Source organism: Bacillus altaicus (assembly GCF_042136375.2).
In the GTDB taxonomy this organism is placed as follows: Bacteria; Bacillota; Bacilli; order Bacillales; family Bacillaceae_G; genus Bacillus_A; species Bacillus_A cereus_U.
Map to the genome: position 1 here is coordinate 3148460 of NZ_CM143394.1, position 19174 is coordinate 3167633.

Here is a 19174-nt window from a genome sequence, read left to right on the forward strand (position 1 = left end):
CATGTATTTCAAAATCAATATGTACCTTATTTATTAGTTTGTCCCCCACCTGCAATTAATGTACTACCTGAATATGTACCTTTTTGCATAAACACTTGATTAATTAATTCTTTTTGTTCCGCTTGTGACATTACTCCTTTTCCCTCTCCTAAATTCCCGCTTTGCAACTTCCAAATCTTATTGTGATCAGCATCGGATTTTTCATACTTTCCTTGCTTCCATCGTTCTAAAATTTCTGCATATGTACTTTTTTGCACAAGATCATTGCTATTTACAATTTCAATTAAACTTTCAATACGCTCTTGTGTAATAAAGATATATCCCCATTTTTGATCTGCTTTCGCTTTTTGATGTGCCATTTCATGTAATGCAGTCTGTATTTTCTCATCATTCCATTTAAAATTTTTATTAAAACCACTATTCGGTAATGAATAGTTACCATTCTCTAAAAGCTTTGCATCTTCAGCCTTTACATTACTATCAGCTAAAACTTCCACTGCCGGAGCGGCTGTTGATGTCTTTTTCACAGTTGGTTTACTATTATTCAAATAATATAATATCCCATACGTTAAACCTACTCCAATTACCGCCATACCAGCTATAATACCTATTATTTTAAATAATGTTTTCATCTCGCCTGTTTCCTCCCACATAGCCCTTTTCATAATTTCTATCTATCAAAAACAGATGTAGATTCTCTTTTTTCACAACTTACTGCAATTCATTTTTTCATACTAATTAACATAAATATAACTATTACTTTCCAAAAATGTAGCAACGCCATCCTCATCGTTACTTTTCGCTATAAATTTAGCGACTGATTTTAATTCCTCAACAGCATTGTTCATTGCAACACCAATGCCACATTTCTCTATCATTTCCATATCATTATAGTCATCTCCAAATGCAATTACGTCAGATACGTCACAATTAATGTGCTGAAGAACATGTTGAATACTATTCCATTTTGAAACTTCCGCATGCATAATTTGACACAATGTTCCGTTATCTGTAATGACTGCCTTGCACTCATCAGGCAATTCCTTAGTGAACTCCTTATTTATTGAGCCATTAGTACAAACAATTACTTTAGAAGCTTTTTCAAAGTTTAACTCTCTTATATCCATGACTTCACACGGCACATTACCAAAATAATCAGTAACATCAAAATTTGAGTACAGCTTATCATTTATTTCAAGACAAATCTGATGAAGATTATACTTTTTTGCTATTTCTATGATTTCTAAAGTATCATTTTTAGAAATCTTCATTTCATATAAAATATCATTACCTTTAAGAACTAGAGCTCCGTTATAACAAATGATAATGTCATTCTTTAACGCATTGGGAATATACCGATTTATATCTCTTGGAGGTCTTGCCGTAGCAAAAATCAATTCGTCTCCATTATTTTTACATGCCCTCAAAATATTAATAGATTTCTCTGAAATTGTTTTATCACTTCTTAATAGAGTCCCATCTAGATCCGAAATAATAACTTTCCTCATGCTTAAATTAAGTCTCCTCTCATAAATTATCATTATTTACATTAATAGAATTATTTTAATAAATTTATCAATACTTTCATTACTTTTGATGCACCTATTCCTCCTTAAACTATATAGCAAAACTTTTCATACATTTCCTTATATTGTATTTCTTTTTCAGGCAAATTAAAAGATTATTCTGTTATGTTATAAAATTTCTTCTCTAATCTTTATTACATATACTAAGCATTTCATTTAAAACTACGAAACTTTATACTATTTCCACTTATAAAGAAGATGAAAAAATATTGACTTAAATAAAAAAACGAGCGCCTTATATGACACCCGTTGCTTTTTAATATGCACGTTTCTCTTGTAACCACCTCGTTATAGCATCTAGCCTCGAAATATCAAAACGTCTTTCTTCACGAACATTCAATTCCTTTACACTTTTCATAATTTCCAATTCATTGTTTCTTACGCTCTTCGCTTCAATTAACTTGCAGTACCCTTCTGCAACGTTATTTAAATTTTCATAATAACGCTGAAATGCTTTAGATATATGTAAATGTTTTTCAAAGTTTCTTCTTTTTTTCGTTTGATCAGATTCTTTCCGTTTTCTAAGCTCTTCATCACCCGTGTATAAATAAAAATATTGATCAGGAAAACCAATTTCCCTATTTATCAACTTTTCTTTATAAAAATTTTCTATTAAAGATAATGGTTGATTAAATATATCAAAATGGAAACACCAATTATAGCTAAGCGGCTGATAAATATCACCATCAAGTATTACTATTTCATGTTGATGTGATTTCTGCACTGCCATATTCCAGCGCTCCACTTGTTTTTCAAAATACCATGTTTTATGTTCATTTCTAGGTCTTTCAAATAAAAAGTTAACTTCAGGAATAATAAATGCACCGTAATTTCTTTCTAATTCTCTACATGTTGTACTCTTACCAACAGCACTCGCTCCCTCAAACGCTATAATCCCCATATTTTCTCCCTCTTTCATTAGCTAATAATTCGTTGTTTCGCTTTTCGCCCCCATAACTGTTTCCATAAAACGATTGAAGCAATCGCAAGCATTATTGTTGTAATAATACTACCTTCAATTCCGAATGTGCCTCCGTGAAGCACTTCTGACCCATTTGTTACAGGTTTAAATAGCGGCGTTGAATATATCGTCATGCCACTAACTGCAAAACCATAGACGTTATATTGCGCCCAATTCCAAATTGAATGCCACGCGCATATCCCCCAAAGACTACTGTCTTTTAAAACGTAAAATGCTGCAAATATACCAACTAATATTATATTCGATATTGAAAGAATTGTAATACCAGGATTAAGTAAATGAAGAAAACCAAATAAAAAGGACGTCATTATAATCCCAACCCATATACGACTTCTAACAGAAAGAACTGGAAATAACCAACCTCGTACAACAATTTCTTCCGTTGCACCTTGTATTAAAAAAGCAATTAAAGATCCTACAATACCAAATATGGCGGTTGCCGTAATTTGTTGCATTTGTAGTTTTACAATCCCTGTTAATACAAGTACACTTACTGGTATTGAAATGAAGACAAATCCTATTAACGCACCTCTCAAATACTTTCTCATCCATTGCACTTTCCAAAAACCAATGGATGAAAATGATCTTTTCTCTACAAATCTAATCCATAAAAAAACAAAAAATATAGCCCCACCAAACGTTAATATCATCTCAATATTGCTATAAATCGCCTTCATAAAGGTTGTTTCTGCTTTCGGTAAAAACAGCATAAATAACATGAAAAATTCACCTAAAGTTAAAAATACAATAGCAAGTATAACAGCGAAAACAGGATGAACTTTTCTTCTTCCTTCTTTTGCTGCTTCAATTATTTTAAATTGTTTATTTTGCAATATTCTATCCCCCTCCTAATTATTGTACTCATCAGTATTATTAAAATATATATATCCTTTCCTTTAAACTAATTTTTTAATATAAATGATCTTGGTTTAGAATAAATCCAGATTTGGAATAATATATAAATAAAAGAGATGTCTTTGTGCCTTTTATCAATTTCTCCTCTTATTACTTATTGGTATTACCAGCACTTGCTATTTCCCACCATTTGTTGTAAGATAGTAATTAAGGTCAATTTAACATTATATTTTCTTTGCATATTATCAAGTATCAATCAGGAATGTTTTGTACTCCTTATGGATTTTTGATAATATGTGAACTTTTATTTTCAATCGAATAAGGCCGATCATATTGTAATCTTTTTAAATTTTAGGAGGCATTACCATGACATTAACAGGTAAAGTAAAATGGTTTAACAGCGAAAAAGGTTTCGGTTTCATCGAAGTTGCAGACGGTAGCGACGTATTCGTTCACTTCTCAGCTATCACTGGCGACGGCTTCAAATCTCTTGACGAAGGTCAAGAAGTTAGCTTCGAAGTTGAAGACGGTAACCGTGGACCTCAAGCTAAAAACGTTGTAAAGCTATAATTCAATCAATAAAAAGGTTGTTACCAGCTCGGTTAACAACCTTTTTAATATATAACTAAAAATTTTTACATAAAAGGAGTGGTTACATGTATCGCAATCGAAAGAACGATGTAGCAGAAGTACCACCAGAACAAACCCCTGTTTGGGAATGTGAATCAGAGGATTGTTTAGGATGGATGAGAAAGAACTTTTCATTTGAAGAAGAGCCTAAATGCCCTTTATGTAAAAGTAGTATGAAAAGCGGAGAACGTTTATTACCTAAAATAGGTTGATTTTTACAAGCCCCTCTTATTTTAAATAAGAGGGGCTTTTTTATTAATAATGAATATCCTCTACATCTGTTCGTACAATAGAATACATTAATGCATCGTGTTGTTTATTTCCTTGATGAATGTATCCGCGTAACAGCCCTTCTTGTTGAAAACCTAATTTAGATAACATATTACACGAAGTTATATTTTCAGGATATGTAATAGCTCCAATTCTAAATAAACCTAAATCTCGAAATCCATAAGTAATAATTTCTCGAGCAGCTTCAGAAGCATAACCATTCCCCCAATAACGAGGATGCAAATCATATCCAATCTCTGAGCGTTTACTCCAAAGTTGTAAATTATTTAATCCAATTGTTCCTACTAAAGTATTTGTGTCTTTTAATACAATCCCCCAACGCATTGCCTTTTTCTCAAAGTAATTTTTCGAAAAAGATTCAATCATACGTGAAGCTTGTCCAAACTCAGTAAAAGAATTCATACCGTAATAACATGTTACCTCATCCAATGAGAATATTTCATATATTTTTTGACAATAAGATTGTTCTATTTCAACTAAGCGCAAGCGTTCCGTTTCTAATATAGGAAATGCCATAACCATAGGATCACTCCTTTCTCTCTACTAATTTATTATAGCAGAAAAAGTATTTATAATTAGGAAAGTCCTCAATGTCCCACAAATCAAACATTTCTAGCGACGCTTTTCCTCATTTTCACTTACTAATGAAGCAAATGCACCCGTTCCAATATCAATAATCTTTTGCCTCTTATTTAATTGAATCATTTCTTTCACTTCAAGAGTACGTAACAATTACACCCCTCCTGTTACTCTTTTCTCATCTTCACTTAAAAATATATTTTATTCTTTTCATTTCTATCACTCCGCTCGTACTAAGCTATTTTATAATTTCGATACCATATCCTCCTTTCCCTTCTAAAACGACAACCTAACTCATACATTCATGTTAAAATATAGAAAATAAGTTTTTTTATTATGGAGGTGTAAAATTCCTATGTATATTTTCATCGGCTTATCCCTCTTGCTCATTTTACTCATTTTTTTATTCGCAAAAAAATTCACACCAAACTCATTCATGATGACTAGTTTTAAAGGAAATAGCTTTAAGACATTTTCAGTTGGTATATTAATCGCTGCCACACTCTCTCTTTCATACGGAATGTATCACGCAGCAACATATCAACCTAGATATTTAGATATTAAATTGCAAAATCAAAATTTTACTGTTTTCGGTAATGTTGGTGAGTTTGGTTATTTCTCAAAAGAATTACTAAAAAAAGATGCAGAAGTTCAACTGTATTTTGTCTCTTGGGAAACAATACAATTAAATAATCCAGAAATAATAGTAGACTATCCTTCAGGCAAACAGGAAACATGGAAGCCTAGTATAACAATAATACCTACAAATAAATTACAAGAAGAACATAATATTAAAGAACTTTATCAACTCTCACCATATTCCTTTGAAGAATCTGGAAAAATAATATTAACTATTAAAGAAAATAAAACATCTCATAAAAAGATTGCAATTAATGTGAAATAATTACAAATAAAATGTCCCTCCATTATGTTGGAGGGACATTTTATTTACATATGTATTCAATATTATTATTTTAACTGTTCATTCAATGTCGCAATTATTTCCTTGGCAGTGTTCTTTCCGTTTCCAATACAAGCACCAATTCCTACACCGTAATATGAAGCTCCAGCTAAGTATACATTAGGATGCAGAGTGGCCAATTTTTCTTGTAATGATTGAACAGCTTGATTATGTTCCAAATGATATTTCGGCATTAAATCTTTCCAATTTGTAACTTCAATTACTTCTGGTTCACCTTTAATTCCAAGACTCTTTTCAATATCATATAAAGCTACTCGTACTAATTCCTCTTCACTATAACTTTTGATCGTTTCATATACTGGATTAGTGCTCTTATAAAACATTCTTACTAATAGCTTTTGTTTACCCGATGTATGTTTCCACTTCCTGCTCGTCCATGTGCAAGCATCACAATGTAAATCACTGTTTTCCGTTACGATAAAACCTGTGCCGTCAGCCGGTAGTTGTTCATCTAGTATGTCAAAACCTAAGTAAATACTAATAAGAGATGAGTTTTTAAACTTATTAAACTGCTCATTTAACTCATTAGACTGTAATAAAGTTTGTGCGATATCATGTGGAGCTGCTAAAACGACATAATCAGCTTGTATTGTCTCATGATTTGCAAAAGAAACCTCATACCGATCCCCTTTTTTACTTATCGCTGTTGTTACAGCACCTTTTTTAATGACAGTCTCCGTCAGCACTTCTTCTAAGCGATTAATAATCGTAGATAGTCCACTTTTAAATGATACAAATTTTTTATTTCCTGCTGATTGAAATTGTTTTTTATTTTCTTCAAAACCTTTAATAATACTTCCGTATTTATTTTTATAATCCAGTAAATACGGTAATGTAGATGCCATTGTAAGCTCATTCAATTTACCGGAATATACACCTGAAAGCACAGGTGCAATTTGTCTTTCCACTAACTCTTTCCCTAAAAAGCTTTCTAAAAATACAGCAAGTGATGTATCCTTTGTAAACTCTTTATTTTTCGTAATAAAATCTTTTAAAGCAACGATTTTTCCTTTTTTTGAGACTAGCGTACTGCTAAATAATGATTCAACACTCATAGGAATCCCAAATATAGTGTCAGCAGGAATTGGTTGTAATCTATTATCAGCGTATATGTAAGAAATACCTGTTTCGTTATATACCATTTCATTTTCTAAATTTAAATCTTTTACAAGCGGCAAAACATGTTCATTACGAGCTACGATTGAATCTGCTCCTGATTCCATAATAAAATCCTTTTCTTCCACACTGTGGATTTTACCACCTAAATACTCTTCTTTTTCAATAAGGATTAAATTTAAATCTATATTATAATCCTTCTTTAATTTTTCTAAGTAAAACATAGTAGAAAGTCCAGTAATACCTCCACCGATGACAACGACTGTTTTCATATTTGCTGCGCTCCTAACCGATACATTTAATAAATCCTATTATATTATACCCAAAATCCCTCATATTCGACTAGCAGCTTGCGCATTCTGTAAGAAATTAGACAATATATATGAATATATTTTAGGTTGATCATTATGGACTAAATGACCTGCAAACGGAATAACAGCAATATGTATATTGTTGTTTAATTGTTTAAACGTTGTAGCAGCTGTAACTTCATCTTCTGAATCTCCCCCAACAATACACAGAGTAGGTACTTGAAGATTAGCTACATCACCCGTTTCATGAAATGGATACCAATCCTTAACTTGCCAAGATTCCAGCAACCCTTTCCAATCGCTTTTCACATGAATTTGATTCATGTAAGTTACAACTTCTTCATTTTCCATCAACTGTTGATGACACTTTACTTCATACTCCTGAGACTCTTCCCAATTATCTTGCTCAACAGGAAAGATACCTGAAAAAGTTAATGTCCTCACTTTATTTGGATATTTTTTTGCAAATAATAAAGCGGCTAATCCCCCTAGTGAAACACCCACTATATAACAACTATTAATTTGCAAATGTTCTAGTGTATCATTCAAATCATCAGCAGAGCAAAGAAAATAATTATCTAATGTACCTCCTGATTCTCCATGTCCCCTCAAATCAGGACGAATTACTTTATATTGTTTTTCTATAAAAAATTCTACCTGTTCTTCAAACTCTACTAAACCTGTCATACCACCAGAATGTAAAAGTACAATTGGTTCCCCTTCACCTGAAATATGCGTATGTAAAATCATTAGTTGCCCTCCGTTTAAACATAATATTCTGTTTGTTGATAGTTATTGATAGTGTATCGAATATATTTCAAAATTACCAAATAAAAAAGAACTATAACATAATTCAAATCACATCATAGTTCTCTCTATTTTAAAAACATAAACCAGTTTATTAATTTGTCAATTTCTTGGCTGAGTGCTATTACTTTTTCATGTTGAAGTCCATAATTTGAGACTAGATTCAATAATTCTTCTTTCTTCAATTCAATTACTTTTTCTAACTTCACTAATTCCATGTCGTCTTTATTCGCTCCAATTTCAAAATATATGTATTTTAGTATAGCCTACTTACATAATAAGTAAAAGTCTCATACTAATGTAAAATCTTACATATTTGAAAAAATAATATACTACTAACAAAAAAAGAGACTTACACTAAGCCTATTATTACAAATCATTATAATTTTCTACCATATTTATTATGTAACACGTCCTTACAATCATCCCACTTTGGAATCGTATCACTTTCCCAATTTGTAAATTCTAATTCATTCGCTATCTTTTTTGCTATTTTCATGGCTTTTAAATGGCTTCCATTACTACGATACTCTTTCATACATTCCTTATTCTCCCAAACAGTTAACGTCCAAAACGTATGCCATCCTTCTTTTGCAAATGAAGAATGTATTGATCCATTCGCTTTATTTGCCTGTAGTCCAGCTCTCGTTGTATATATAAAAAAGCACGGTAACATCCTTTTTCCTTTTAGACGCATTCTAGTAACAGAAATAAACATATTCTACATCCTCTCACGTAAAATATAATAAGTTATTACAAAAACTTTCGTATTTTTATAAATATGTTACTGAAGCTTATGAATACGTGCCAATTACTATTAGTTAGATACTTTTACTCATTAATAATACAACAGAATTTCTCAAATGTTTTATCTTTATATTCTGGAACCCTTGTTAAGTGATCAAAATAACTATATGAAAATTTAAATATGTGGCCAAAATCCCAATTAAATTCACTGTAGTCTTTAAGCCAGAATGCATTATCTAGCGGAAGTGTATCAACTTGTTTTGCTTTTGTGAGAGGTAAACGATCTATAGGAGAATTCAATATTATTTGGGCATTCGGCATTAAATTGCGACTTTTTCTAAGTACATAAACTAGCTTTAATAGTGGTGTTATTCCTCGTTGAAATAATTCTATATGCCCTAAGTCATATAATATATTAATCGCATGTGAAAAGGTAAGCATATGACCAATTAAATCGTGATGTGATTCCGCCTTATATATAACATGAAATTTTGATAATTCATTTAAAATAAATTTAGATAATTGCTTTGGGTTTTTAATTTCATTTTGAATCTCATCATTACTTATACTTAATTGCTTTACTTCTTTAGTTGTAAAACCAATCCAAGACCTACCGGGAATTGTTTTTTGAAACGATAATATAAGGTTTGCTATATTATTAATATCTTGCTCACTCCCCCAATGACTTAACTCCTTAATGGCTAGTAAACTTAAAGAAGCGTAAATTACATTATGACCAACCCAATGGAGTTCATCAAGCGTTTGTTCCAAAGATTTGATTATCGTTTCTTCAGCACTTTGATAATCGACACCTTGTTTATTATCAATTGTTGCGCCTAACCTTTGCTTATGGATCATCATTTTCGCTTGAGAATAAATATTACATGCGGTTTCTTCATCAATTTTATGATCTTTCGTAAAAAATAACTAGCAATTGCAGCTGCTCCGAAATGCGCATGCCAAATATCATTTGTTTCTTTTTTACATTGAGAGATAATTGAAAGTCCATCTTTTAAAACACTTATATTTCCCATCATTACTATCCCTCCTCTAAATCCCAATAAAATTAGCTTTTCGACCTCTACAAAGTCGCCAAAAAGCCAGGTGAAAACTCTTGAAACGATTCATTTCGATTTATTTCACTTCTGCCAAAGCCTTAAAATTTTTCACTCTTTGTTCATCTGAATCATTTTGTTTGATAGTCATAGAACCATCTTATTTTTGTTTTTTCTTTTGTCAAATCTCTCATCTTCTCCAATTTAGATATTCTTATTACTTCATTTTCAAATTGACGAAAGTGCAAATCAAATGTGTATGTATTTACAGAAAGAAATTTACCTTAATGAAGGTGTTAACACAAATAAGATATGATTCATTTCCTCACTCTTATTCAAAAATCTATGTTTCACGTTCGGTGGAATACGCACAACATCACCTTCTTCTAAAAAATATTCATGCCCTTCCAATTCCACATACACTTCACCTTTCATTACAACCGCAATTTCTTCTTTATCTTCGTGAGAATAGTGACTTTCTATTGTATTTGCATATCCATTTAAATCCATCATTAGCATTTCAATGCGAGCTTTCATAAAATCTGGTGTTAACACATCATAAACAATATGATCATTATTTTCTCGATATACTTTTTTTCGATCTTTCTTCTTAGAAATAAGCGAGTCTGTATCAATATCATTAATAAAAAGAGTAAACAGCGGTACATTTAATGCTTTCGCTATTAATTCCAATACATTCAAAGAAGGATTGGCATGTCCTCTTTCAATTTGACTAATAAGTGAAGTACTGATTCCTGCATAATCAGCAAATTCACGAATTGTCATATTATTTTTCTTACGATAACTTAAAACAGTTTGACCTAGTCGATAATGAATCATTGTTACAACTTCCTTTCGTCCATCATAATACATCTTTCGTTCCTTTTGTGCTGACATACTAAACAGTGGCAATTAATCCTTCCTTATTTCATCTTAGGCTTATATACTAACTTTTGTACATTATATTATATACAGTTCATTATAATAAACAATCAAACGGAGGGACAAACTTTGAAATCACCTATTCTTTCATATTTCATCTTATTTTTCGGCGTGTTCGCCTTATCTACTTCAGCAATCTTCGTAAAAATAGCAGATGCCCCTGCAGCAATCACTGCTTTTTATCGATTATTGTTTGCTACGGTAATTCTTTTACCGTTTCTAATATTTAATACAGACAATCGCAGCGAAATTCGCTCATTATCAAAAAAGCAATGGGGATTTGGACTCTTATCTGGATTATTTCTAGCATCTCATTATGTCCTATGGTTTGAATCATTACAATATACTTCTGTAGCAAGTTCTACAGTTATCGTAACGTTGCAACCTTTATTTTCAATGATCGGTGGTTATTTTTTATTTAAGGAACGGTTTACGAAAGGTGCGATTATAGGCTGCCTTATTGCAATTTCAGGAAGTATCGTGATTGGGTGGCAAGATTTTCAAATTAGTGGTGAGGCTTTATACGGCGATATTTTAGCTTTTATTGCTGCTGGCGTCATAACAGCTTACTTTTTCATTAGTCAACATGTTCGTAAAGACCTATCCCTAATACCGTACTCGGTAATTAGTTATGGCAGTAGTTCACTCTTTCTCGGTATATTTGCTTACACACAGCAGTCATCTTTCTTCAATTACACTGCACAAACATGGTGGTCCTTTATAGGTCTTGCATTCATTGCAACGATTTTAGGGCAAACAATTTTCAATTGGTTATTAAAATGGATGAGCGCTACTGTTATCTCGATGAGTATTTTAGGAGAAACAATTGGAACTTGTATTTTAGCTTACTTCATTTTAGATGAAACAATTTCTTTACAGCAAGGACTAGGAATTCTACTTATTTTCATTGGATTAGCATCATTTTTATTACAACCGAAACAATCAAATCACAATTTATAAAGTGAAACTTTAATCAGTGGGGGGTTTTTGTTCATCCCCCGCTGATTATTAGCCCTTACAATCGGGCGTTTACGGGCAATTTATCTCCCACCTAACTTCTTTGCTCCAGCCGAATTTTGAGGTGGGAGTTTTACTGCCCACAAATAGCGGGATAAATAAGAAAAGCATGACATTAGTTTGTCATGCTTTTCTTATTTATTATTGCGGAGATTGTTCCAACTGCTTTTGCTTTAGCCTTTGCTCCAATACATGAATCATGAAGAGGAAATGCTCTGCCTCTCTTGTAACATGATCAGCAAGCAATGGATTTATGACATTTCGGATTTGACATGTTTGAATTAACTCTAATCCTGCTTTTTTGAAATCCCTTAACTCAACAGTGGCATTTTCACTATCTTTATTCATTTTTCCTATAATCGGATATGTCGGTTCTTTTTGATATAACATTGATTCAACATCTCTAGCTTGGTTAAGCAGAATTTCGAAATCATCACCGAATTTCAACGCTGTATGAACAAGATTTCTTTCCGATTGATCCAGTAATGATCCAATAAAACGTGAGTGTTCCATCATAATACGCAGCCAGAAAACATTCTCACTAATAATCGCATCTTGAATAGGATCCATTTTCCCTTCGTTAAACTTTTGAAGTGTCCGTATAAAATATTCTGCTTCTCGTGCAACATGATCCACTAAAAGTGGGAAATTAAACCCTTTCACTTTACAATTGATGATTAAAATTAGTAAATTTCTTTTATAATTACGAAAAGCATACACTAGCTGAATGCTCTCTTCATTTAATTGCCTTACCGCTTGAACAGTTTGTGGAATAGTAAATGCTTTTTGCAGCAGCCTATCAAACTGATTATAAAATTGTTCTACCTGCTGAATTAAATTTTTATCGTTACGGTTAAACCCCTCACCAAGAAACAATGCATGCTCTTTCATAATACGTAACCAAAATCTATTTTCAGTTATAGATCGTTCAATAAATAATTGTTCTGTTAATGATTCAGATGGAGCTGCTTTCAATTCCGGTGGCAACAGCATAGCCCGCTGTGGGTCCATAATAAAATGTCCAGGAATAGGTTGGTCTGTCGACATTACAATCACTCCTTGTTCCTTGAATGCGCAATTATGCTATGTATGAAAATAAATAAAATTTAAATATACTTATGCGATCGTTTTTTCAAGGTTTTTGAAATTTCCACATATGCATTCCCCTTGCATATAGAAATAGATTCTATTAAGTCATATGCTTTCCGGATCAAGATGATTCCTAATGCTTCACCCGTTAAAACATCCTTTAAATAAAAATTGCTCTTTATTTTTAATAAACTAAAAAAAGCATGGCGTCCTTTTGCCATACTTTTTTCAAAACAAATCGATATTTCTGTTCAATTTACACCTCTATTTATTATGTACAATCAAACCATTTGGTCTAAAACGACTCATCATGATTTCGTTAACAAATTTCCCATGAGCCTTCAAATTCCCAACCTTTACACCCTCTTCGATAAATCCAAATTTTTCATATAATACTTTGGCTCTAGGATTCGTTTCTAATACACCAAGTTCCACTCGTTCTAACATTAGCCAATTATCAGCTAAATCAAGCATTTTTGTAAGAAGTGCTTTTCCAATTCCTTTATTGTGATATTCACTATCTACTCCGATGAATAAATCACCCGAGTGAGATCTTCGTCCTGGACTTTGGGTTAAACCGACAAATCCAACAACTTCTCCATCATATTCTGCTACAAATTCAAATTGATTCTGTGCTAAATTTCGAATTCTATTCTCCATTGCATCTACACGCATACTAGGTAGGAAAACCATATATGGTAAAACATCATCTTGAATGCATATACGATGAATTGCTCTAGCATCTTGTATTTCTACTGCTCTAACGTTAATCCCCATCTTTCTCTCCTCCATTCAAATATTCATTTCTAATATCCAATATTAAAATCCTGCCTATCCTTATTTCTTTATGTTATTTTTATATAATTATTTCGATATAATATTATTTTTTTGGACATCATCTCTTATATTCCCTCGTTCAAAATAAAAAAAATCACTTAGAAGATACTAAGTGATTTTTTGTTTAATTTTTTACCCGATTATACAACTCAAGCAGTTCTTCTACTGAAATACCGTTTATTTTCATACCAGTTATATTACAATTTTCTATTTCAATACTTTTCAGATTACTACTACGTATTGTAGTACTTTCCAAATCACATCTATCAAATGAAATAGGATCTTTATCCTCTCCAAGGCTTGTATCTCTAAATTGAACTCCACCTAAAGTCACAAAATTAAATTTACTGCCAGAAATATTTAAATCTGCATAGGAGGAATTTCTAAAATTAATATTTCTAAAGGTTGATTGACTTACATTACTACTAACATATGAACTATTTTTTAAATTTACTTGATAATACTCTGTATTTACCAAATTACAGTTTTCATATTGCCCATTTTTCATATCATTATTATTAACTAAGTTCTCTTCGCTTGAAGCTGTCTTTATTCTTTTCACATAACAATATTCATCTTCCGTTTCAAAAATTGTTTCAAAGCCCATTTTTTTATAAAAATAGTGATTATTAATTTGTCTACTAGACGTCTCAAGATCCCAAATTCTTACGCTTGGAAACTCTTCTTCTATAAAATCAATTACCTGTGCTCCAATTCCTTTTCCTTGATGTTTAGGATCTACAAATATACGATCAATTCTACCGTAAGACTTACCAGAAATCGTAACTATAATTCCACCAACAATTTCTTCGTCCATTATCAATTTAAAATAATCCAATTCTTCGATCGAATATATAGTCATCTCAACTGAAGAATATCCTGGTGGTTGAATGTTATAATCAATTACACCCTCTTGGCCACATAGCCATTTTGAATCCCCCTTAAAATAATTATAAAATAAAGAACATTAAAATAAACCATTTAATATTTAATATTTATTAATTGATTTAATACAATTAGACCTACATAACATAAAAGCTCTAAATCGTGAGCATTAATAAAAGTCCACGATTCAGAGCTTTTGTATATTTTTTGTTGTTTCTTCGTTATGCACCTTCCGTACCATAGTCTTCAATGGTTAGCTTTACATTATATTTGATTGGTGTCTTACTAAACACTTTATCCCAATCCTTTTCAACTTTCTTCCATACTTTTGGATACTCGATTTTCAAACTAGTATTAAAGCCAGCGACATCAGTTTTATATTCCTTTTGAATTTTTTGTAATGTATGCTTCACTAATCGCTTTACTTCTTGTTGGGCAGATTGCTCCGCCCTTTTGAGAAATGTATTTTTAAAAGCTTCCTCTGACTCAGACCAGTTTTCGGATAACCGGCCCACAGACTGCACATTGACATCGAATGAGATTTTATCCCCTTTAACATGGGGCGTAATTTTACTTTTCATAGATTTCACTTCATACATAACTAATTTTTTCGTTTTTTTATCATAACTTTTCACCAAGCCACTTTTCCCTTTTGCGGTTATCCACATTAATCCTTCTAATTCATTCTCGTTCAAAAAGCCACGGAGTTTTTTTGTGCTCCCTTTCATAACAGCAGCACCTACATATTTCACTTCTCCGTTTATAGAAATCACATTTGGTAAAAGAAAACTCGCCCCAGATTTCACTTTTCCTGGTAGTTTTGCAAGTGGCATCGGCGGTAAAATTCGTGAGGATCTATATTGATTATCCTCGATATCAATCAAGCGAAATGCTGGAATTTCCCCAAGTTCTTTTGATTTTAACACATCACTAGCTAGCCCTTTACTAACCATAATAAAGCAACTAGGTCTCATCTCATTATCACGAACATAGATGTCTAATAACTGCGTTAAATTATAGGTTCGGGCAATACTTTCACTAACAACTATTACTTTCGTATGATGAAAAATGATAGGCCTTTGCCTTCTTAATGCAACTTCACGTATTGATTGATGAAGAGAATCTCCTGTTTCTGCAACATTCATATAAGCTTTTTGTTGCGATAATCCACCTTTTCCTCCGTCTGATGATGATTGTGCTTTAACAAATTGATAGGTGGTTGTTATCAAATTCTTCTTTTTATATCCGCCGCCCTTTTCTTCAATTTCTTTCTCAATCTTTGTTTCTTTTTCTTTATCTATTGCTATACCTACAGCGAAACCTAACTCCTCAATTTCATGACTACTCCAGCATCCTGTAAGTAATAAGAGAAAAACTATTGACGTTATTCTTATAATAATTTTTCTACCTTTAACATTTTGGTTCATGCTTTTTTTTCCTCCCCTTCGAAATCATTAGGAGAAGAACCGGAAGAATACCAAATAATATTATCGCTGCGTTGCTAATCAAATTTCCAAATTCAAATACCTCATTTATGTTTTTCGGAATTGCGGCAACGATATATATTACTGGGAGTAATCCATACAAAAAGGAATGAATATTTTTATTAAAGAGCTGTGATAACCCTAAAGCAGCTGCATAATAACAGATTGTATATGTTGCAAAGATTTGCATAATCCATATCACTAATAGCAAAGATTCGAACCGTTCAAAAATTAAACCTTGAATTTCAAAACTTCTCATAAGATCTATTGTAGGCCATGTTCTCATCAATACCCCATCGATAGAAAACGCACCAATAACCATTACAACTGTAATGACATAAAAAAGTAACGGAATCATAGTGCCAATTATAACAACCCTTACAGCTTGAGATGGTTTCTTCATAAAGGCTAAAAGTAACAACATAATTTCTGCACCCGAATATGCCATAGTTGTTGTTTTTAGTCCTTTTAATGCCGGAACAATCCCAAGTCCTAATACAGGACGAAGGTTATCGAGTTCAAATATTCCAATACTCATAAAAGATGTCACTAAGAAAATGAAAACTGTAATTGGAAAAATCATTTCAAATAAACGTGCTATCGCATTTATTCCGCCTAAATTTAAATATAGACTTATCCACATAAATGGCATAATAATAGCCCAGTCAGGCGTACCTTCTAGTAGAAAGAAACTTGTTATACCTTCCAACGTTCTAAGTTCAAATGACGAAAGTGTAAAAAAGTAACTGATAATCATTAAACTAATTAACACCCCAAGCCATTTCCCTACAAGTTCTTGGCTATATTGATAAAATGTTTTTTCAGGAAATTGTTGACTTAACTTCACGATAATTACACCCGCAACCATCGCAATTAATCCACCTAAAATAACAGTTATCCAAACATCAGGTGTATGCACCTTCTCAGCAGCGGTTCTAGGTAAAGTGAGAATTCCGATAGCAAGTATATAATTGATAAGAATAACAGCTGCTTGTGAAGTAGGAATTTTATCCTTTGAGTTCGTAATCATTCCTCTTCACTTCCTTTCCGTACATAGTCTTTTAATTTCAACATTTTCGGACGTCGCTTCATCATCTGAATTGGCATACGAACCATAAAATCCTTCCAATCACTAAATTGATATAAGACAGCCGGGCTAGCATACGGTACACCAAAACTTTTAAGCCTTGCAATATGACTGCATATAAATAGGAAAAATAGAATAACTCCATATAATCCGAATATGGCAGCGAAAAACATCGCTACAAAGCGAAGAATACGTAATGGAATTGCTGTACTATAGTGCGAAAGTGCAAAAGAAGAAATAGCTGTGGCCGCCACAACAATTACCATTATTGGACTCACAATTCCAGCTGATACAGCAGCTTGTCCAATGATTAATCCTCCTACAATTCCCATCGCTGAACCAATCGGCTTAGGTAGTCGTAACCCTGCTTCTCGTAAAATTTCAATAGCAATTTCCATAAATAATCCCTCTATAATTGCAGGAAACGGAACGCCTTCTCTTCCTCCTATAATTGAAATTGCTAACTTAGTCGGAATCAATCCCGGATGAAATGAAATAAATGAAATGTACAGAGCGGGGGCAAAAAGAGAAATAACAGCTGTTCCAAATCGCAATAAACGAATAAGCGTACCTGGTATCCAACGTTCATAATAATCTTCTGGTGATTGCATCATCATACTAAATGTAACCGGAACAATTAACGCAAAAGGTGTTCCATCTAATAAAATTGCAACCCTACCTTCCATTAATGCAGCAATCACTTTATCAGGACGTTCCGTACTCTGTACTTGCGGGAAAGGACTAAGATAATTGTCTTCAATTAATTGTTCTACATAACCTGACTCAGGCACGTTATCAATATTAATTTTCTGAATTCTCTTCTTAACTTCTTCTACTAATTCCGAATCAGCAATCTCTTTCATAAAGGCAACAACCAATTCTTTCTTGGCCCGCTCTCCTACATGAAATTTTATTAAAGATAATCCTTCGTTTTCACCGTGTAACCGTAACAAAGCAGTATTATCCGACAAAACTTCTGTGAAACCTACCCGTGGACCTCTGACCGATCCCTCTGATACTGGCTCTTCAACATTACGCGTTTTTCCTTTTTTTGTGTTAAGTATTAATACATCTGATAATCCATCAATTAATAATGCCGTTGAACCCATTAACACCTTTGACATCATTTTTTGCACAGATTGCACTTCTTCCACTCCACTAATAGGAAGAACTCGGTTTTTAATAAATTCTTTTGAAACACTATCTTTCATATTAGATGATTCATCTTTATACTCATCAGGAAATTTACACATTAATGATTTCATAATGTGCATATCAATAAGATCTTTATTTGACAGCCCTTCTATAAAAACAAGAACTGCTCGAATGTTAGTCCCACCTATGTTAAACTCTCGACAATAAACGTCCGAGTTATCAAGTGCTTCTTTTTTTATAGTCTCCAAATCTAAGTTAAAATCACCTGTAAAGTAGTCTTTAGAAGCTTTAGTAGGCTTATCCTCATATGTATTACCCTGTCCTTGTGTTTGATTAGCCATTGGATCCTGTGCTTTCACCTTCATCACTCTTTCTCTAAAAAGCTTCCTATACTACTCTTCTTTACATATCAATATTTGTTTTCACTTGAATGTAGTTCGTTATATTATTCTTTTTCTAATGTGCGAATCCAACTAAAAAATCTTGAAATTATATATGGAATGAAAAGTACGATAAAGGCTTGTATAAAAACTTTCCACTCAGGTACATACAAAACAATCGTGTCCCACATTTTTATCATCCTATAACAATACATAATTTTAGAAATTCCTCACTCAATTGGAATTTCTTATGAATTATTATGTCTGATAAGAAAAATTTTAATGCACTTAAAACTTCATCATACATTTCATCTATACTTTTCGTTGCATATTCAAAATGATAATTCTATATCAGAC

19 protein-coding genes and 2 pseudogenes are annotated in these 19174 nt (G+C 32.4%); 4 read left to right on the top strand and 17 right to left on the bottom strand.

Features of this window, described 5'->3' with window-relative positions; all coding sequences use genetic code 11:
- Positions 1-26: 26 nt before the first annotated feature.
- From ACE38F_RS16405 to ACE38F_RS16420, 4 genes are all read right to left on the bottom strand, one after another.
- Positions 27-632 (bottom strand): PRK06770 family protein, encoded by a 606-nt coding sequence (locus tag ACE38F_RS16405; protein ID WP_375369195.1) that lies wholly within the window; start codon positions 630-632, stop codon positions 27-29.
- A gap of 102 nt (positions 633-734) precedes the next feature.
- Positions 735-1508 (bottom strand): HAD family hydrolase, encoded by a 774-nt coding sequence (locus ACE38F_RS16410; RefSeq protein WP_215556328.1) that lies wholly within the window; start codon positions 1506-1508, stop codon positions 735-737.
- Between the two features lie 334 nt (positions 1509-1842).
- Positions 1843-2505, bottom strand: coding sequence for a chloramphenicol acetyltransferase (locus ACE38F_RS16415; RefSeq protein ID WP_375369197.1), 663 nt, complete (start codon positions 2503-2505; stop codon positions 1843-1845).
- Positions 2505-3401: a CPBP family intramembrane glutamic endopeptidase gene (locus ACE38F_RS16420; RefSeq protein WP_215556326.1), complete on the bottom strand. Its 897-nt coding sequence runs from the start codon at positions 3399-3401 to the stop codon at positions 2505-2507. The genes ACE38F_RS16415 and ACE38F_RS16420 overlap by 1 nt, the downstream gene beginning before the upstream one ends.
- Positions 3402-3789: 388 nt before the next feature.
- Between ACE38F_RS16420 and cspD the strand changes: the two genes are divergently transcribed.
- Both cspD and ACE38F_RS16430 read left to right on the top strand, forming a co-directional pair.
- The gene (gene cspD, locus ACE38F_RS16425) at positions 3790-3993 is read left to right on the top strand and encodes a cold-shock protein CspD (protein WP_002012849.1); all 204 of its coding nucleotides are present in this window, start codon (positions 3790-3792) and stop codon (positions 3991-3993) included.
- Positions 3994-4079: 86 nt separating this feature from the next.
- Positions 4080-4265, top strand: a complete 186-nt coding sequence (locus ACE38F_RS16430) for a cold-shock protein (RefSeq protein ID WP_000286202.1) — start codon at positions 4080-4082, stop codon at positions 4263-4265.
- Between the two features lie 43 nt (positions 4266-4308).
- Here ACE38F_RS16430 and ACE38F_RS16435 read toward each other — a convergent pair whose 3' ends face one another.
- Positions 4309-4860, bottom strand: a complete 552-nt coding sequence (locus ACE38F_RS16435; protein WP_033710605.1) for a GNAT family N-acetyltransferase — start codon at positions 4858-4860, stop codon at positions 4309-4311.
- A 418-nt stretch (positions 4861-5278) separates the two neighbouring features.
- Here ACE38F_RS16435 and ACE38F_RS16440 point away from each other — a divergent pair, with 418 nt between their 5' ends.
- Positions 5279-5827 carry a hypothetical protein gene (locus ACE38F_RS16440; RefSeq protein WP_375369199.1) on the top strand — a complete coding sequence of 183 codons (549 nt, stop codon included), beginning with the start codon at positions 5279-5281 and terminating at the stop codon, positions 5825-5827.
- A 65-nt stretch (positions 5828-5892) separates the two neighbouring features.
- Here the strand turns inward: ACE38F_RS16440 and ACE38F_RS16445 are convergent, their stop codons facing one another.
- From ACE38F_RS16445 to ACE38F_RS16470, 6 genes and pseudogenes are all read right to left on the bottom strand, one after another.
- Positions 5893-7293 (bottom strand): protoporphyrinogen oxidase, encoded by a 1401-nt coding sequence (locus ACE38F_RS16445; RefSeq protein ID WP_375369200.1) that lies wholly within the window; start codon positions 7291-7293, stop codon positions 5893-5895.
- A gap of 60 nt (positions 7294-7353) precedes the next feature.
- Positions 7354-8082: an alpha/beta fold hydrolase gene (locus tag ACE38F_RS16450; protein WP_215556323.1), complete on the bottom strand. Its 729-nt coding sequence runs from the start codon at positions 8080-8082 to the stop codon at positions 7354-7356.
- Positions 8083-8207: 125 nt separating this feature from the next.
- Complete coding sequence (locus ACE38F_RS16455) at positions 8208-8357, bottom strand: aspartyl-phosphate phosphatase Spo0E family protein (protein ID WP_098767787.1); 150 nt, start codon at positions 8355-8357, stop codon at positions 8208-8210.
- Positions 8358-8518: 161 nt separating this feature from the next.
- Positions 8519-8857, bottom strand: a complete 339-nt coding sequence (locus ACE38F_RS16460; RefSeq protein ID WP_215556322.1) for a hypothetical protein — start codon at positions 8855-8857, stop codon at positions 8519-8521.
- 113 nt (positions 8858-8970) lie between these two features.
- A pseudogene (locus ACE38F_RS16465) lies at positions 8971-9920 on the bottom strand (hypothetical protein).
- Between the two features lie 300 nt (positions 9921-10220).
- Positions 10221-10838, bottom strand: coding sequence for a helix-turn-helix domain-containing protein (locus ACE38F_RS16470; RefSeq protein WP_375369353.1), 618 nt, complete (start codon positions 10836-10838; stop codon positions 10221-10223).
- Between the two features lie 114 nt (positions 10839-10952).
- Between ACE38F_RS16470 and ACE38F_RS16475 the strand changes: the two genes are divergently transcribed.
- On the top strand, positions 10953-11843 hold the full coding sequence (locus ACE38F_RS16475) for a DMT family transporter (RefSeq protein WP_215556321.1): 891 nt from the start codon (positions 10953-10955) through the stop codon (positions 11841-11843).
- 198 nt (positions 11844-12041) lie between these two features.
- Here the strand turns inward: ACE38F_RS16475 and ACE38F_RS16480 are convergent, their stop codons facing one another.
- The 6 genes and pseudogenes from ACE38F_RS16480 to ACE38F_RS16505 all read right to left on the bottom strand — a co-directional run bounded on the left by ACE38F_RS16480 (position 12042) and on the right by ACE38F_RS16505 (position 18802).
- Positions 12042-12947, bottom strand: coding sequence for a DUF2935 domain-containing protein (locus tag ACE38F_RS16480; protein ID WP_375369202.1), 906 nt, complete (start codon positions 12945-12947; stop codon positions 12042-12044).
- Positions 12948-13253: 306 nt separating this feature from the next.
- Entirely contained in the window at positions 13254-13766 is a 513-nt protein-coding gene (locus tag ACE38F_RS16485; protein ID WP_375369204.1) for a GNAT family N-acetyltransferase, read from the bottom strand.
- 184 nt (positions 13767-13950) lie between these two features.
- Positions 13951-14757 (bottom strand): annotated as a pseudogene (locus tag ACE38F_RS16490) (GNAT family N-acetyltransferase); the annotation flags it as partial.
- 175 nt (positions 14758-14932) lie between these two features.
- On the bottom strand, positions 14933-16138 hold the full coding sequence (locus ACE38F_RS16495; protein WP_215556318.1) for a Ger(x)C family spore germination protein: 1206 nt from the start codon (positions 16136-16138) through the stop codon (positions 14933-14935).
- On the bottom strand, positions 16122-17225 hold the full coding sequence (locus ACE38F_RS16500; RefSeq protein WP_215556317.1) for a spore germination protein: 1104 nt from the start codon (positions 17223-17225) through the stop codon (positions 16122-16124). Before ACE38F_RS16500 ends, ACE38F_RS16495 begins: the two co-directional genes overlap by 17 nt.
- A complete protein-coding gene (locus tag ACE38F_RS16505; protein ID WP_215556316.1) occupies positions 17222-18802 on the bottom strand; it encodes a spore germination protein in 1581 nt (526 codons plus the stop codon). The genes ACE38F_RS16500 and ACE38F_RS16505 overlap by 4 nt, the downstream gene beginning before the upstream one ends.
- Positions 18803-19174 lie beyond the last annotated feature (372 nt).

Coding starts and splice junctions, on each gene's coding strand:
- ACE38F_RS16405 (WP_375369195.1), bottom strand. CDS start 632: ATGAAAACATTATTTAAAATAATAGGTATTATAGCTGGTATGGCGGTA.
- ACE38F_RS16410 (WP_215556328.1), bottom strand. CDS start 1,508: ATGAGGAAAGTTATTATTTCGGATCTAGATGGGACTCTATTAAGAAGT.
- ACE38F_RS16415 (WP_375369197.1), bottom strand. CDS start 2,505: ATGAAAGAGGGAGAAAATATGGGGATTATAGCGTTTGAGGGAGCGAGT.
- cspD (WP_002012849.1), top strand. CDS start 3,790: ATGACATTAACAGGTAAAGTAAAATGGTTTAACAGCGAAAAAGGTTTC.
- ACE38F_RS16430 (WP_000286202.1), top strand. CDS start 4,080: ATGTATCGCAATCGAAAGAACGATGTAGCAGAAGTACCACCAGAACAA.
- ACE38F_RS16435 (WP_033710605.1), bottom strand. CDS start 4,860: ATGGCATTTCCTATATTAGAAACGGAACGCTTGCGCTTAGTTGAAATA.
- ACE38F_RS16440 (WP_375369199.1), top strand. CDS start 5,279: ATGTATATTTTCATCGGCTTATCCCTCTTGCTCATTTTACTCATTTTT.
- ACE38F_RS16445 (WP_375369200.1), bottom strand. CDS start 7,293: ATGAAAACAGTCGTTGTCATCGGTGGAGGTATTACTGGACTTTCTACT.
- ACE38F_RS16450 (WP_215556323.1), bottom strand. CDS start 8,082: ATGATTTTACATACGCATATTTCAGGTGAAGGGGAACCAATTGTACTT.
- ACE38F_RS16455 (WP_098767787.1), bottom strand. CDS start 8,357: ATGGAATTAGTGAAGTTAGAAAAAGTAATTGAATTGAAGAAAGAAGAA.
- ACE38F_RS16460 (WP_215556322.1), bottom strand. CDS start 8,857: ATGTTTATTTCTGTTACTAGAATGCGTCTAAAAGGAAAAAGGATGTTA.
- ACE38F_RS16470 (WP_375369353.1), bottom strand. CDS start 10,838: ATGTCAGCACAAAAGGAACGAAAGATGTATTATGATGGACGAAAGGAA.
- ACE38F_RS16480 (WP_375369202.1), bottom strand. CDS start 12,947: ATGTCGACAGACCAACCTATTCCTGGACATTTTATTATGGACCCACAG.
- ACE38F_RS16485 (WP_375369204.1), bottom strand. CDS start 13,766: ATGGGGATTAACGTTAGAGCAGTAGAAATACAAGATGCTAGAGCAATT.
- ACE38F_RS16495 (WP_215556318.1), bottom strand. CDS start 16,138: ATGAACCAAAATGTTAAAGGTAGAAAAATTATTATAAGAATAACGTCA.
- ACE38F_RS16500 (WP_215556317.1), bottom strand. CDS start 17,225: ATGATTACGAACTCAAAGGATAAAATTCCTACTTCACAAGCAGCTGTT.
- ACE38F_RS16505 (WP_215556316.1), bottom strand. CDS start 18,802: ATGAAGGTGAAAGCACAGGATCCAATGGCTAATCAAACACAAGGACAG.